Genomic DNA, 13,539 nt, shown 5'->3' with positions numbered 1-13,539 from the left:
AGCGAATGCGCGATTGCCTGGTGCTGGCCGGCCCCACCGACGAGATCTGCTCCCCGGCCGCGATGGACCTGCTCACCGAGGTGGAGCGCGGGCGCGCGGCGGCGTTCGTCCGGGAGTCCGACCGGCGCGACTTCGTCGCGGCCCACGTGCTCGTACGGCGGTGCGCGGCCAAGGTGGCCGGGGTGCCGGAGGACCGGCTGACCCTGCTCCAGGTCTGCGAGCACCACGGGCCGGGGCACGGCAGGCCGTACATCGCGGAGATCCCCCGGCTGGGCGTCAGCCTCAGCCACACCCGCGGGTACGTGTGCGCCGCGGCGGGTCCCGGCCTGGTCGGCGTGGACGCCGAGCAGGTCCCGCCGGGTCCCCTGGACGAGTCCCTGGCCGGGCAGGTGCTCGCCCCTGCGGAGCGGGAGCTGGTCCGGGGCAACGAGGAGCTGATCCGGCTCTGGACGCGCAAGGAGGCGCTCGTCAAGCGCGGCGAGCTGACCCTGGACGGCCTGCGCACCGCCGACCTGTCCGCCCTCCCCCTGGACCTCCCGCCGGGCGGCCGGCACGCCCTGCGCTGGCAGGGCCGGCACCTGCTCGAGTGGCGGGCCGGTGAGGACGGCCGGGAGATCGCGGTCTGCGTCGTCTCCGACCACCCCGCCACGCTCGGCTGAGCGCCGGGACCCCTGAGCCCCGGCCTCCGCCCCGCGGGACCGTCCCCCGTACCCGTGCCGGGCCTCTCCCGCCGCCTGAGGTAGGTTCTGTTCATGCACCGGGGACGGGACCCGGTAGGACGGGCGTCCCCGGCATGGCGGAGGAGCTGCGGCGAGGAGAGCGGTGCGCGGGCAGAGCGGTGAACGACCGGTGAACGGCGAGGCGCCTCGCTGGCTCACCTCGATCGAGCAGCGGGCCTGGCGCACCCATCTGGCCGCCCACAAGCTCCTGGAGCACCGGCTCGACCGGGAGCTGCAGGCCTTCGGCCTCTCCCTGAACGACTACGAGATCCTGGTCAACCTCTCGGAGAGTCCCGGCCACCGCATGCGCATGAGCGACCTGGCCGACGCCACCATCCAGTCCCGCAGCCGACTGTCCCACCAGATCTCCCGGATGGAGGCCGCCGACCTGGTCGCCCGGGAGACCTGCCCCGACGACCGGCGCGGCACCTTCGCCGTGCTGACCGAGCACGGCTGGGCCACCATCCAGAAGGTGGCGCCGGAGCACGTGGCAGGCGTGCGGCGGCACTTCATCGACCTGCTCACCGACGACCAGCTCCGCGAGCTGGCCGCCGCCTACGACCCCGTGGTGGACCACCTCAAGAACCTGCGATGAACGGCGGCCGTGAAACCCGGGCGGTCCCGCCGGTAGCGCCACGGACGCCTCGGACGCCTCTGACACCACGGGCCCGGGGGACATCACGGGCGCCGGTGAAGCGAAACCGATACCGGCCGGGCCCCCACCCGCGACCGGGCGGTCGCTACGATCCGGCCATGTCTGCTCGCCGGATCTTCGTCGCCGCGCTGGCCGCCGCGCTCTCCCTGATCACCGCCTGCACCGGCGGTTCCGACTCCGGGAGCGCCCTGCCCAGCGGCCCCGACCTGGTCAAGCGGTCCGCGGAGGCGATGCGGACCGTCACCTCGGCCTCCTTCACGATGGAGGCCGAGAACACGCCGAGGCTCCAGGTCAAGAAGGCCTCCGGCCGCCTCAGCGCCAACGGAGACGCCGACGGCACGATCCAGCTCGACTTCGCCGGCAGCCTCCAGGAGATCAGCTTCGTACTGGCCGGGGAGACCGTGCACTTCAAGGGCGTCACCGGCGGCTTCCAGAAGATGTCGCGCAGCGAGCTGGCCGCCGTCTACGACCCGTCCGCCATCCTCGACCCCGAGCGGGGGGTCGTCCGGCTCCTGGGCAACGCGCTGGACCCGAAGACCCAGGCGGAGGAGAAACTGGACGGCGCCGACGCCTACCGGCTCTCGGCCACGCTCTCCCAGCAGGTCCTCGCCGCGCTGGTGCCGGGGATCGCGCAGAGCGTGGAGGGCACCCTCTGGATCGACAAGGCCAGCGGCCGCCTCCTCAAGGCCGACCTGCCGATGGCCGAGGGCAAGGTCACCGTCACCTTCGACGACTACGACGTGCCGGTCCAGGTGACCGCTCCGGCGGGGTGACGGCATGCCCTCCCCGTCCCTCCCCGATCCCGGCCGTGACGCCCCCGGCAGTGCTCCCGGCGGCGTCCCTGGCAGTGCTTCCGACGGCGCCCCCGGCGGGGGTGTCCCCCGCGGCGGCCGGGCCGCCCGGCGGCGCGTCGCCCTCGGCGTCGGCGGCACAGCGGTGCTGCTCGCCGCCCTGGACGCCTACGTCGTGGTCACCGTCCTCGTCGACATCGCCGAGGACGTCGGCGTCCCCCTCAACCACCTGGAGCGGGCCACCCCGATCGTCACCGGCTTCCTGCTCGGCTACGTCGCGGCCATGCCGCTCCTCGGACAGCTCTCCGACCGGTACGGCAGGCGTCCGCTGATCCAGCTGTGCCTGGCGGGCTTCGCGATCGGCTCGGTCGTCACCGCGCTCGGTGACACCGTGCCCTGGCTGGTCGCCGGGCGTACGCTCCAGGGCGTCGCGGGCGGCGCACTGCTGCCCATCACCATGGCGCTGGTCGGCGACCTGTGGGACGAGCGGGGGCGCCCGCTGGCGCTCGGCGCGGTCGGCGCCGCCCAGGAGCTCGGCAGCGTCCTCGGACCCCTGTACGGCGCGGGCCTGGCCGCCCTGGTCCCGACTTCCCTGCACCTCGGCGCCGTCCCGCTCGGCGGCTGGCGCTCGATCTTCTGGCTGAACCTCCCCCTGGTCGCCGTCGCCGCGGTCGCCGTGCAGCGCTCGGTGCCGCCGCTCCGGCGGGCGGACCCGGCGGAGACCCCGGTCACCGCCTCCGCGCAGCCCTCGACGGAGAACCGGGCGGGGACCCAGGCGGAGAACCGGGCGGAGCCGCCGGCACGCGTCGACCTGTTCGGCGGCCTGCTGCTGGCCCTCTCCCTCGGCCTGCTCGTCGCCGGGCTCTACAACCCCGACCCGAGCACGTCCGTGCTCCCGCCCTGGGGGCCACCGGCGATCGCCGCCGGGGTCGCGGCGGGCGTCGCGTTCGCGGTGTGGGAGGTGCGCGCCCGCACGCGGGTGATCGACCTGGCCGGGGTGGCGCGCGGCCCGTTCTTCGCCACCCTCGCGGTCAGCTTCCTGGCCGGCGCCGCGCTGCTGGTCACCCTCGTGGACGTGCAGCTGTCGGCGCAGACACTCCTCGGCCTGGGGACCTTGGACGGCGCGCTGGTGCTCTCCCGCTTCCTCGTCGCGCTCTCCGTGGCCGCCCTGCTGGGCGGGGTCATGGCCCGCCGGTACGGCGAGCGCCCGGTCGCGGCGCTCGGGCTGGCGGTCGCCGCGGTCGGCTACGTCCGGATCGGCCAGTGGCCGCTCGACCTGGCCGCCGCCGGGTACCGGATGGACGCCGACCTGGTCACGGCCGGCCTGGGGCTCGGCGTGGTGATCGCCCCGATCTCCTCGGCGGTGCTGCGCGCCGTACCGTCCGACCGGCACGGCGTGGCGTCGGCGGCGGTGGTGGTGGCCCGGATGATGGGCATGCTGCTGGGCGTGGCGGGCCTGTCCGCCTGGGGCTTCCACCGGTTCCAGTCGCTCACCGCCGACCTGGACACTCCGCTCCCCTTCGGGGTGGAGGCCGACGTCTACGCCGAGCGGCTCGCCGCGTACGAGGCTGCGGTGAAGGCCGCCCTGCACACCGAGTACAGCGAGATCTTCCTGCTCACCGCGGTCCTGTGCGCCCTGGGCGTGGTGGCCGCGCTGTTCCTGCCGCGCCGGCCCGCGGCCGCCCCCTGACGGGCGGCGGCCGAGGACGTCCCGTGTGCACGGCCCGCTCACGGCCGCCCTGCGCCCTGGGACGCGGACACGCCCGGGAAAGCCGTACGGCCCGGCGGGAGGCCGGGCCGTACGGTGGCAGGTGTCCCGCGGGACGCCGCTACTTCTTCTTCTGCGCCTGCTTCTTCTCGCGGATCCGCATCGTGACGTCGATGGGGGAACCGGCGAACCCGAACTCCTCCCGGATCCGGCGCTCGATGAAGCGCCGGTAGGTCTCCTCCAGGAAGCCCGAGGTGAACAGCACGAACTTCGGCGGTTCGGTCGCCGCCTGCGTGGCGAAGAGGATCTTGGGCTGCTTGCCGCCGCGCACCGGCGGCGGGGTGGCCGCCACCAGGTCGGTCAGGAAGGCGTTGAGCCGGGCCGTCGGGACGCGGGTGGACCAGGAGTCCAGCGCCTTCTCGATGGCCGGGACCAGCCGGTCGACGTGCCAGCCGGTCTTGGCGGAGATGTTCACCCGCAGCGCCCACGGCACCCGGACGAGCTGCCGGTCGATCTCCTTCTCCAGGTAGTAGCGGCGGTCCTCGTCGAGCAGGTCCCACTTGTTGAACGCCACGACCATGGCCCGGCCGGACTCGATCACCAGCGAGATGATCCGCAGGTCCTGCTCGGTCAGCACCTCGCTCGCGTCGATGAGCACGATCGCGATCTCCGAGCGCTCCAGGGCGCTCCTGGTGCGCATGCTGGCGTAGAAGTCGGCGCCCTTGAGCTCGCGGTCGCGGCGGCGGATGCCGGCGGTGTCCACGAAGCGCCAGGTCCTCCCGCCCAGCTGGATCAGCTCGTCGACCGGGTCGCGCGTGGTGCCGGCCATCGGGTCGACGAGCACGCGCTCCTCCCCCGCGAGCTGGTTCAGCAGCGAGGACTTGCCCACGTTGGGCTTGCCCAGCAGCGCGACCCGGCGCGGGCCCCGCTCGGCGCCGAAGCGCTGCGGAGGCGTCTCGGGCAGCTTGTCGAGTACCACGTCGAGCAGGTCGCCGCTGGAGCGGCCGTGCAGGGCGGAGACCGGCTGGGGCTCGCCCAGGCCCAGCGACCACAGCGCGGCGGCCTCCAGCTCCATCTGCTGGTTGTCGACCTTGTTCGCGGCCAGGATGACCGGCTTGCCGGAGCCGCGCAGCACGTGGCCGACGATCTCGTCGGAGTCGGTCACCCCGACCGTGGCGTCCACCACGAACAGGATGACGTCGGCCAGCTCGGCCGCGATCTGCGCCTGCTCGGCGATCCGCAGGGCCATGCCGGTCGCGTCCGGGTCCCACCCGCCGGTGTCGACCACCGTGAACCGGCGCCCGCGCCAGGTGGCCTCGTACGTCACCCGGTCGCGGGTCACCCCGGGCACGTCCTCCACGACCGCCTCGCGGCGGCCGATGATCCTGTTGACCAGCGTGGACTTGCCCACGTTGGGGCGGCCCACCACGGCCACCACCGGGAGCGGGCCGGAGTCCGGCGCCTCTTCCCGCGAGCTGTCGTCGGTACCCAGATCGGCGAGCTCGGCGTCGATCCAGCCGCGGTCTTCTTCGTGTTCCGTCACACTTTTTCCTTGATCAAACGCAGTACCTCGGCGATGACCTCTTCGAGGTTCAGCGCCGTGGTGTCGAGTTCGACGGCGTCGGACGCCATCGCCAGCGGGTCGGTCTTCCGCGTCGAGTCCAGGGTGTCACGCCTGGCCATCGCGGCCTTCTGCGCCTCCACCGTGGTGCCCGCCAGCTCGGCCGTACGGCGGGCCGCCCGGGCGTCCGCGCTCGCGGTCAGGTAGATCTTGACCGGGGCCTCCGGCGCCACCACGGTGCCGATGTCGCGGCCCTCGACCACGATGCCGCCCGCGCCGATGATCTCCCGCTGCTCGGCGACGAGCCTGCGCCGCACCTCGGGCACGGCACTGACCGCGGAGACGGCGGCGGTGACCTCGGCCGTGCGGATGGGCGCGGCGGCGTCGGCGCCGTCCACGGTCACCGCCGGCGCGTCGGGGTCGGTCCCCATCACCAGGACCGGATCCAGCGCCCTGGCCGCGATCGCCGCCGGGTCGGCCAGGTCGACCTCCTGCCGGAGCATCCACCAGGTGATCGCCCGGTACATCGCCCCGGTGTCGAGATAGCGCAGACCCAGTGCCCGCGCGACCCCGCGCGACGCGCTCGACTTGCCCGATCCCGAAGGCCCGTCCATGGCGACGACCAGCCCGGTCACCGTGTTCATCTGTGGCTCGCTCCGCTCGTGGACGCCCCGCGCGCCCGGCCTTGGCCCCCGGCGCCGACGGGGCGGTTTGCCGCCCGCTTGAGTTGTCCGTACGAGGTTACCGGGAGCGGGGAGGGAACCACGCATCGACGGCGGCGGCCGTGCCGGGCGCGGGCGGGCGCCGGACGGATCGCGGTGGGCTCCGGACCGGCACCGGCGGGGCGGGCGGATCGGGGCGGGCTCCGGCCGCGCCCTCCGGGCCCGCCCTGCGGCCCATGGGGTCAGGGCAGGTGCCGGCCGTGGACCCGCAGGATCAGGGCAGGTGCCGGCCGTGGACCCGCAGGATCAGGGCAGGTGCCGGCCGTGGACCCGCAGGATCAGGGCAGGTGCCATCCGTGGGCCCGCAGCGCCTCCGAGAGCGCGGCCGCCGCCTCGGGCTGCACGAACAGGTCGGCGGCGCCCAGCGGCAGGCCGGGAGCGTGCTCCAGGCGGACGTCCTCGATGTTGACCCCGGACGCCTCCGCCACCTGGAACAGCCGGGCCAGCTCGCCCGGGCGGTCGCCGATGATGACCTGGACGGTTGCGTAGGTGCGCGCGGGGCCGCCGTGCTTGCCGGGGATCCGGCCGGTGCCGGCGACGCCGCGGTGGAGCAGGTCGGTGACCGTGCCCATCGCCTCCGCCGCCGCCGCCTCGTCCGCACCGTCCCGCGCGGCGCAGGCCCGCAGGGAGGCGGCCGCGGCGGCCAGGTCGGCCGCCACCGCCTCCAGGACGTCCGCCACCGGGAGCGCGTTGCCCGACAGGATCCCGGTCCACAGGCCCGGATCGCTCGCCGCGATGCGCGTGACGTCGCGGACCCCCTGCCCGGCCAGGCCGAGCGCGGTGGCGGGGGCGTCGGCGAGCCGCGCGGCCACCGCGGCGGAGGCCACGTGCGGCGCGTGCGAGACGAGCGCCACGGCCCTGTCGTGCTGGGCGGCGTCCACCTCGACGGCCTCGCCGCCGCAGAGCTTGATCAGCCCGCACAGCATCTCCAGCGCGTCGGGCGAGGTCTCCTCCACCGGGCACAGTGCCCAGGGACGGCCGAGGAACAGGTCGGCACGGGCCGCGGCGGGCCCGGAGCGCTCCCGGCCGGCCAGGGGGTGCCCGGCGGCGTAGGAGGACAGGTCGCAACCGAGCTCCCGGGCCCCGCGGATCGGCAGGGCCTTGACGCTGGCCACGTCGGTGTAGAACCGCGCGGCCCCGGCCCGCTGGAGCTCCGCCAGCTGCCCGGCGACCAGGTGCGGCGGGACCGCGATGACCGCCAGGTCCACCGGCCGCCCCGGATGCCACTCGACGTCCGGGTCCAGGTCCGCGGGCCGCCCGGGGCTCCACTCGACGCCCGCGCCGAGCTCCCGGGCCAGCCGCAGGGCCGCCGGATCCCGGTCGGTCAGGTAGACGGTCACGCCGTGCTCCCGCAGGGCCAGGGCGACCGAGGTGCCGACCAGGCCCGTGCCGACGACGAGGACGGACTCCGGACCGCTCATGTTCCCTCCCTGGACGTGGTGCCGCATGAGGGAATCATTGGGCGATGTCCACCCGCAGCGCCACCGCGCCACGCAGGTAGACGTGCTGGATCTCCTGGCGGGGCTTGTCGGTCTCCACGTGGGCCATCAGCCGCACGACGTGCGGCAGCGCCCCCGGGACGTCGATCTCGGAGGCGCAGATGAGCGGCACGTCGTGGAAGCCGAGCTTGCGCGCCGCGAGGGCGGGGAACTCCGCGGTCAGGTCGGGCGTCGCCGTGAAGATCACGCTGATCACGTCGTCGGTGGTGAGCGCGTTGCGCTCCATCACCTCGGTGACCAGCTCGGTGACCCCGGACAGAATGGCGTCCCGGTCGTTGCCCTCGACCTGGATCGCACCGCGGATCGCCCGCACCATCGTCGTTCCTCCGTACTGTTCACGCCGGATCGCCCGTCGCGATCCGGCGTGTCCCGAACGTGCGTATTCAGGAAGGTTACAGTCCGACGGCGGCGTACAGTTCGCCGACCTCCTTGACGGTCAGCGCGCGGACCGTGCCCGGCTTGAGCCGGCCCAGCTTGACCGGGCCGAACTCGATGCGTGCCAGGTCGATGACCGGGTGCCCGACCTCCTCCAGCATGCGCCGGACGATGTGCTTGCGCCCCTCGTGCAGGACGATCTCGACCAGGGCCTGCTGTCCGTGCTCCTGGACCAAGGCGAAGGAGTCGGCCTTGGCGAGGCCGTCCTCCAGTTCGATGCCCTTCTTCAGGCGGCGGGCGAGGTCGGGCCTGATCCGGCCGGGGACCTTCGCCCAGTACTTCTTCTGCACGCCGTAGCTGGGGTGGGTGAGGCGGTTGGCCAGCTCACCGTCGTTGGTGAGGATGATCAGGCCCTCCGTCTCGGTGTCGAGGCGGCCCACGTGGAACAGGCGCTCGGTGCGGTCGGCCACGTAGTCGGCGAGCGACGGCCGCCCGTCCGGGTCCGACATGGTGCTGACGACGCCGATCGGCTTGTTGATCGCGAAGTAGACCAGGTCGGGCATGGTCGGCAGCCGCTTGCCGTCGACGTGGATGACCTGCTTGGCCGGGTCGACGCGGGCGCCGAAGCGGCGGACCACCTGGCCGTCGACCGTCACCCGGCCGTCGCCGATCAGCTCCTCGCAGGCGCGGCGGCTGGCCACCCCGGCCTGGGCGAGCACCTTCTGCAGCCGGACGCCGCCCGGGACCTCGGTGGTGTCGCGCTCGTCGACGTAGTCGCGGTCGTAGAAGTCCGAGTCCCGCTTGGGCTGGCGGGCGGTCTTGAACCTGTCGTTCTCGATCGTGCCGGGCCTGCGCCCGGCCTTCGGAGCGGAGGCCCGGCCGGGAACGGTGCGACCACCCTGGGACGGACGGCCCTGGGACGGACCGCCCTGGGAGGGACGGCCCTGGCCGTACCGGTCGGTGCGGGATCCGCCGATCGTCTGCACCTCGTCGCGACGGCCGGGCCTGCCGGACCCGCCGCGCGAACCGCCCCGGTCGTCCCGGCGCGGGGCCCCGGAACGGGGGCCCTCACGGTCGTCACGGCGTCCGGAGCCGCCCCGGTCGTCACGGAACCCGCCGCGCTGCTCGCGGAAGCCGCCCCGGTCATCCCGGAACCCGCCGCGGTCGTCACGACGCGGAACCTCACGCTCGTCACGCCGCTCCGGACGGAACCCGCCCCGGTCATCACGACGCGGAGCCTCGGAACGGAACCCGCCCCGACCCGCCCGGAACCCGAACTCCTGCCGGTCGTCACGACGCGGAGCCTCGGAACGGAACCCGCCCCGCTCACCCTCGGCGGGCCTGCCGTACCGGCTGCGCGAACCGCCCCGGTCATCACGACGCGGGGCCTCGGAACGGAACCCGCCCCGCTCACCACGGGACTCGAATCCCTGCCGGTCGTCACGACGCGGAGCGTCGGAGCGGAAACCGCCCCGCTCACCCTCGGCGGGCCTGCCGTACCGGCTGCGCGAACCGCCCCGGTCGGCTCCGAACCCGCCGCGCTCCTCCCGCGCGCCGAACCCACCCCGGTCGTCCCGACGCGGAGCCCCGGAACGGGGGCCCTCACGGTCGTCACGCCGCTCCGGACGGAACCCGCCCCGGTCGTCCCGACGCGGAGCCTCGGAGCGGAACCCGCCCCGGCCCGCCCGGAACCCGCCGGAGGACGAACCGCCCCGGGAACCGCCGCGGGGGTTGCCGCCGCGCGGGGCGCCGCCACGGCTCTGACCGCGTCCCTCACCGGACGGGGTACCACGCCTGTTGTTCACTGCTTCTGCTCCTCTAGGGTTTCCACGTCGTCGGGCAGGAAGAGGGCCAGCTCGGGGAGCTCGTCGAGATCCCGCAGGCCCATCCGCTCGAGAAAATATGAAGTCGTCCGGTAGAGCACGGCCTGGCTCTCCGGTTCGGTGCCGGCCTCCTCGACCAGCCCCCTGGCCACCAGGGTGCGCATGACGCCGTCGCTGCTGACGCCCCGGATCGCCGCCACCCGCGCCCGGCTCACGGGCTGCCGGTAGGCGACCACGGCCAGGGTCTCCAGCGCGGCCTGGGTGAGCCGCGTCTGCTGGCCGTCGCGGACGAACCGCTCCACCACGGAGGCGCACTCGGCCCGCGTGTAGAACCGCCAGCCGCCCGCGACCTCTCTCAGGTCGAAACCCCGGCCCGCCTCCGTGTATTCCGCCGACAGCTCGCGGAGCGCGGCGGAGACCTCGGGGACGGGGCACTCCAGCACCTGCGCGAGCGTCACCTCGGCCACCGGCTCGTCGACCACGAGCAGGATCGCCTCCAGCGCGGTGCGCAGGCCGGGTCCAGGCGGCGCGTCAGCCATCTGCGGGCTCTTTCCTCGTCCGGTCGTCGTAGTCGTCGGCCACGGCGACGTCTCCCTCGTCGCTGCCCGTCCAGGTCACGTACAGCTCCCCGAGAGGCTCCACCTGCTCGAAGGAGACCGCCGCCTCCCGGAAGAGCTCCAGGACGGCCAGGAACCGTGCGACGACCTCGAAGGTGCCGGCGCAGTCGGAGGTGAGCGCCCGGAAGGTCGCCCGGCGCAGCCGTCGCAACCGCTCGACAAGGATAACCGCCTGTTCCCGGACGTTGGCGAGCGGTTGGTAGATGTGGGCCACCGAGACCGACGGCGGGGTCTTGGGTGCGAAGGCCCGCCGGGCGATCTCGGCGAGGCGGTCGGGGCCGATGCCGAGGACCAGCTCGGGCAGGAGACCCGCGAACCGGGCCTCCATCGGCACGGTCCGGGGGAAGCGCAGGGCCTCCTCCGCCATCCGCCCGGAGAGGACCTTCGCGACCTCCTTGTAGGCGCGGTACTGCAGGAGGCGGGCGAACAGCAGGTCGCGGGCCTCCAGCAGGGCGAGGTCCTCCTCGTCGTCCACCTCCCCGGAGGGCAGCAGCCGGGCGGCCTTGAGGTCGAGCAGCGTCGCGGCGACGAGCAGGAAGTGACTCGTCTGGTCCAGGTCCCACTCCGGGCCCCTGGCCCGGATGTAGGCGATGAACTCATCGGTGACCTTGCTGAGCGAGACCTCGGTGATGTCGAGCTTGTGTTTGGAGATCAGGCCGAGCAGCAGGTCGAAGGGGCCCTCGAAGACCTCCAGGTGCACCCTGAAGGCGCCGTCGTCCTCGGCGGTCTGCGACTGCTCGGTCATCCGGCCATTGTCCCGCACCGCCCCGCGTCACCGGTCCGTGCCGCGCACCTCACCGGCCCGTGGCGCCCGCCCCACGCGTCCCCGTCGCCTGTCCCGTGCCGGGACGCGCCTCAGCCCTCCGCCGCGTCCCAGCGGGCGAGGACCTCCCTGGCCAGCTCGCGGTAGGCGCTCGCACCGAGCGACGAGGAGTCGAAGCTGGTGATGGGCTCGCCGGCCACGGTCGCGTCGGGGAAGCGGACCGTCCGGTTGATCACCGTGTGGTAGACCTTGTCGTCGAACGCCTCGACCACCCGCGCCAGCACCTCGCGACCGTGCAGGGTGCGCGCGTCGTACATCGTGGCGAGCAGGCCCTCGATCACCAGCTCCTCGTTGATGCGCTCCTGAACCTTGGTGATGGTGTCCATCAGCAGCGCGACGCCGCGCAGCGCGAAGAACTCGCACTCCAGCGGCACCATGACGCCGTGCGCGCAGGCCAGCGCGTTGATCGTGAGCAGTCCCAGGGAGGGCTGGCAGTCGATCAGGCACACGTCGTAGTCGGGCAGCAGGGGCTTGATCACCCGGCCGAGCACCTGCTCCCGGGCGACCTCCGTGACGAGCTGGACCTCGGCCGCGGACAGGTCGATGTTGCTGGGCAGCAGGTCCATGCCCTCGACGCCGGTCTCCAGCAGCACGTCCTCGGCGGTGACCTGGCGGTCCATGAGCAGGTTGTAGACCGTCAGGTCCAGCTGGAGGGGGTTGATCCCGAGGCCCACGGAGAGGGCGCCCTGCGGGTCGAAGTCGACCAGCAGCACCTTCAGGCCGGCCTCGGCCAGGGCCGCGCCGAGGTTGATGGTGGTGGTGGTCTTGCCGACGCCGCCCTTCTGGTTGACCATGGCGACGACGCGGGCCGGTCCGTGGACCGTCCGCGGGCGTGGGTCGGGGAACACCGGCCGGGGGCGCCCGGTAGGGCCGAGCACTCCCCCCACGCCGGGGGTCCCGGCGGTCTTGGTGTCACCCCAAGGGTTCTCGGGGGTTCCGGGCGTCGCCCGGATGGAACCGTCGGTGGTCGCAGTCACCAGTCGAACCTCCCTGACGGCCTCGGACCGGACCGTCCGGACGGACACTATGGCATGAACCCCCTGGGCTGAAAAGTCCAGGTCTTTCCCGCGTCCGCCTTGACAGGTCACGGCTCGGACCTTGATGATGCCCTGCCCCCACCCGGGATGGGGGAGCCGGTTCCCGCTGTGCGCGCCACCGCGGCCGCGGCGACACTCGAGACAGTATCTCAGGAGGCGCCGCTCGTCGCACTACTACGCGCCTCCCGTCCCGTTACCGGCCGCACACCCGTCCGCCCCGGCCCGGTCTCGGCCGCACACCCGTCCGTTGTCGGCCGCGCAGCCGCCCCGTTCCCGGTTTCGCGCCCGTCCCGCCCTCACCTCGCACGCGGGTGCGCGGCGGTGTACACCTCCCGCAGCCGTTCCGCCGCGGCCAGTGCGCGCGTCCGCGCGGCGGCCGGAGCGTGTCCGAGCAGTTCGTGCACCGTCCCGGCGTCCGCGCCCCCGGCCAGCAGGTGGGCGGCGAACGAGTGCCGCAGCACGTGCGGCGAGACCCCGGCCAGCCCGGCCCGCTCGGCGGCGGCCTGGAGGACCTCCCAGGCGCCCTGCCGGGTGAGTCCGCCGCCGCGGGCGTTGAGGAGCAGGCTCCGCCCGCCCCGCCCGTGGGCCGCGATGCCCGGCCGGGCCGCGGTGAGGTAGGCCTCCACCGCGTCCGCGCCGGGGCGGCCGAGCGGCACCGCGCGGGTCCGCCCGTCCTTGCCGCGGAGCCTGGCCTGCGAGGCGTCCGGGACCAGGTCGACGTCGTCCACGGTGAGGCCAACGGCCTCGGAGATCCGCGCGCCGGTGCCGTACAGCAGTTCCAGCAGGGCCCGGTTGCGCAGTGTGAGCGGGGCGCCGGCGGGACCGGAGGCGGCGATCAGCCGCTCCACCTCGCCGACGTCCATCGCCCGGGGCCGGGGCCGCAGCCGGCGCGGCGGCCGGACCCGGCCGGCGGGGTCGTGCCCGGAGACGCCCTCGCGCAGCGCGAAGCGGTGCAGGCCCCGCACCGCGGAGACGGCCCGCGCCGCCGAACCGGCGGCGAGGGCGCGGTGCTCCCCGTCGCCCTCGCTCAGCGCGGTCAGGAACGCCGTCACGTCGGCCTCGGCGACCTCGCCGAAGGTGACGCGGCCGCGGTCCCTCAGATGACCCACGTAGCGCAGGAGGTCACGGCGGTAGGAGGCCAGGGTGTTGGCGGCCAGTCCCCGCTCCACCGCCAGGTGGACGAGGTAGCTGGAGAGCACGGCCTCCGTC

At 74.1% G+C, this 13,539-nt stretch carries 13 protein-coding genes; 4 read left to right on the top strand and 9 right to left on the bottom strand.

All coding sequences use genetic code 11. The features are described from left to right. Positions 1-5: 5 nt before the first annotated feature. From IEZ07_RS02700 to IEZ07_RS02685, 4 genes are all read left to right on the top strand, one after another. A complete protein-coding gene (locus IEZ07_RS02700; protein ID WP_068894073.1) occupies positions 6-659 on the top strand; it encodes a 4'-phosphopantetheinyl transferase superfamily protein in 654 nt (217 codons plus the stop codon). Between the two features lie 163 nt (positions 660-822). Next, positions 823-1,314: a MarR family winged helix-turn-helix transcriptional regulator gene (locus IEZ07_RS02695; protein WP_239319332.1), complete on the top strand. Its 492-nt coding sequence runs from the start codon at positions 823-825 to the stop codon at positions 1,312-1,314. 158 nt (positions 1,315-1,472) lie between these two features. Continuing rightward, on the top strand, positions 1,473-2,147 hold the full coding sequence (locus IEZ07_RS02690) for an LppX_LprAFG lipoprotein (RefSeq protein ID WP_191893279.1): 675 nt from the start codon (positions 1,473-1,475) through the stop codon (positions 2,145-2,147). Between the two features lie 4 nt (positions 2,148-2,151). After that, positions 2,152-3,855 (top strand): MFS transporter, encoded by a 1,704-nt coding sequence (locus tag IEZ07_RS02685; RefSeq protein WP_191893278.1) that lies wholly within the window; start codon positions 2,152-2,154, stop codon positions 3,853-3,855. A 139-nt stretch (positions 3,856-3,994) separates the two neighbouring features. Here IEZ07_RS02685 and der read toward each other — a convergent pair whose 3' ends face one another. The 9 genes from der to IEZ07_RS02640 form a co-directional block, all read right to left on the bottom strand. Then, the gene (der, locus tag IEZ07_RS02680; protein ID WP_084007917.1) at positions 3,995-5,416 is read right to left on the bottom strand and encodes a ribosome biogenesis GTPase Der; all 1,422 of its coding nucleotides are present in this window, start codon (positions 5,414-5,416) and stop codon (positions 3,995-3,997) included. Further along, complete coding sequence (gene cmk / locus IEZ07_RS02675) at positions 5,413-6,078, bottom strand: (d)CMP kinase (protein ID WP_191893277.1); 666 nt, start codon at positions 6,076-6,078, stop codon at positions 5,413-5,415. Before cmk ends, der begins: the two co-directional genes overlap by 4 nt. 356 nt (positions 6,079-6,434) lie before the next feature. Next, on the bottom strand, positions 6,435-7,577 hold the full coding sequence (locus IEZ07_RS02670; protein WP_191893276.1) for a prephenate dehydrogenase: 1,143 nt from the start codon (positions 7,575-7,577) through the stop codon (positions 6,435-6,437). A gap of 34 nt (positions 7,578-7,611) precedes the next feature. Next, a complete protein-coding gene (gene aroH / locus IEZ07_RS02665) occupies positions 7,612-7,971 on the bottom strand; it encodes a chorismate mutase (protein WP_191893275.1) in 360 nt (119 codons plus the stop codon). A gap of 76 nt (positions 7,972-8,047) precedes the next feature. Continuing rightward, a complete protein-coding gene (locus IEZ07_RS35410; RefSeq protein ID WP_239319329.1) occupies positions 8,048-9,016 on the bottom strand; it encodes a pseudouridine synthase in 969 nt (322 codons plus the stop codon). An 815-nt stretch (positions 9,017-9,831) separates the two neighbouring features. Next, complete coding sequence (gene scpB / locus IEZ07_RS02655) at positions 9,832-10,392, bottom strand: SMC-Scp complex subunit ScpB (protein ID WP_191893273.1); 561 nt, start codon at positions 10,390-10,392, stop codon at positions 9,832-9,834. Further along, positions 10,385-11,215, bottom strand: coding sequence for a segregation and condensation protein A (locus IEZ07_RS02650; RefSeq protein WP_189236572.1), 831 nt, complete (start codon positions 11,213-11,215; stop codon positions 10,385-10,387). Before IEZ07_RS02650 ends, scpB begins: the two co-directional genes overlap by 8 nt. A 110-nt stretch (positions 11,216-11,325) precedes the next feature. Next, positions 11,326-12,270 (bottom strand): ParA family protein, encoded by a 945-nt coding sequence (locus tag IEZ07_RS02645; RefSeq protein WP_068894433.1) that lies wholly within the window; start codon positions 12,268-12,270, stop codon positions 11,326-11,328. 356 nt (positions 12,271-12,626) lie between these two features. Next, complete coding sequence (locus IEZ07_RS02640; RefSeq protein ID WP_239319326.1) at positions 12,627-13,529, bottom strand: tyrosine recombinase; 903 nt, start codon at positions 13,527-13,529, stop codon at positions 12,627-12,629. Positions 13,530-13,539: the final 10 nt, after the last annotated feature.

Origin of the sequence: Planomonospora parontospora, from assembly GCA_014647935.1 — a bacterium.
GTDB classification, from domain to species: domain Bacteria; phylum Actinomycetota; class Actinomycetes; order Streptosporangiales; family Streptosporangiaceae; genus Planomonospora; species Planomonospora parontospora.
Note: the sequence above shows the minus strand (reverse complement) of the source record. Positions and strands in the feature narration are given on the sequence as shown.

Excerpts from the sequence above, each read along its gene's own strand:
- IEZ07_RS02700 (WP_068894073.1), top strand. The coding sequence starts at position 6 with ATGCGCGATTGCCTGGTGCTGGCCGGCCCCACCGACGAGATCTGCTCC.
- IEZ07_RS02690 (WP_191893279.1), top strand. The coding sequence starts at position 1,473 with ATGTCTGCTCGCCGGATCTTCGTCGCCGCGCTGGCCGCCGCGCTCTCC.
- IEZ07_RS02685 (WP_191893278.1), top strand. The coding sequence starts at position 2,152 with ATGCCCTCCCCGTCCCTCCCCGATCCCGGCCGTGACGCCCCCGGCAGT.
- cmk (WP_191893277.1), bottom strand. The coding sequence starts at position 6,078 with ATGAACACGGTGACCGGGCTGGTCGTCGCCATGGACGGGCCTTCGGGA.
- IEZ07_RS02670 (WP_191893276.1), bottom strand. The coding sequence starts at position 7,577 with ATGAGCGGTCCGGAGTCCGTCCTCGTCGTCGGCACGGGCCTGGTCGGC.
- aroH (WP_191893275.1), bottom strand. The coding sequence starts at position 7,971 with ATGGTGCGGGCGATCCGCGGTGCGATCCAGGTCGAGGGCAACGACCGG.
- scpB (WP_191893273.1), bottom strand. The coding sequence starts at position 10,392 with ATGGCTGACGCGCCGCCTGGACCCGGCCTGCGCACCGCGCTGGAGGCG.
- IEZ07_RS02650 (WP_189236572.1), bottom strand. The coding sequence starts at position 11,215 with ATGACCGAGCAGTCGCAGACCGCCGAGGACGACGGCGCCTTCAGGGTG.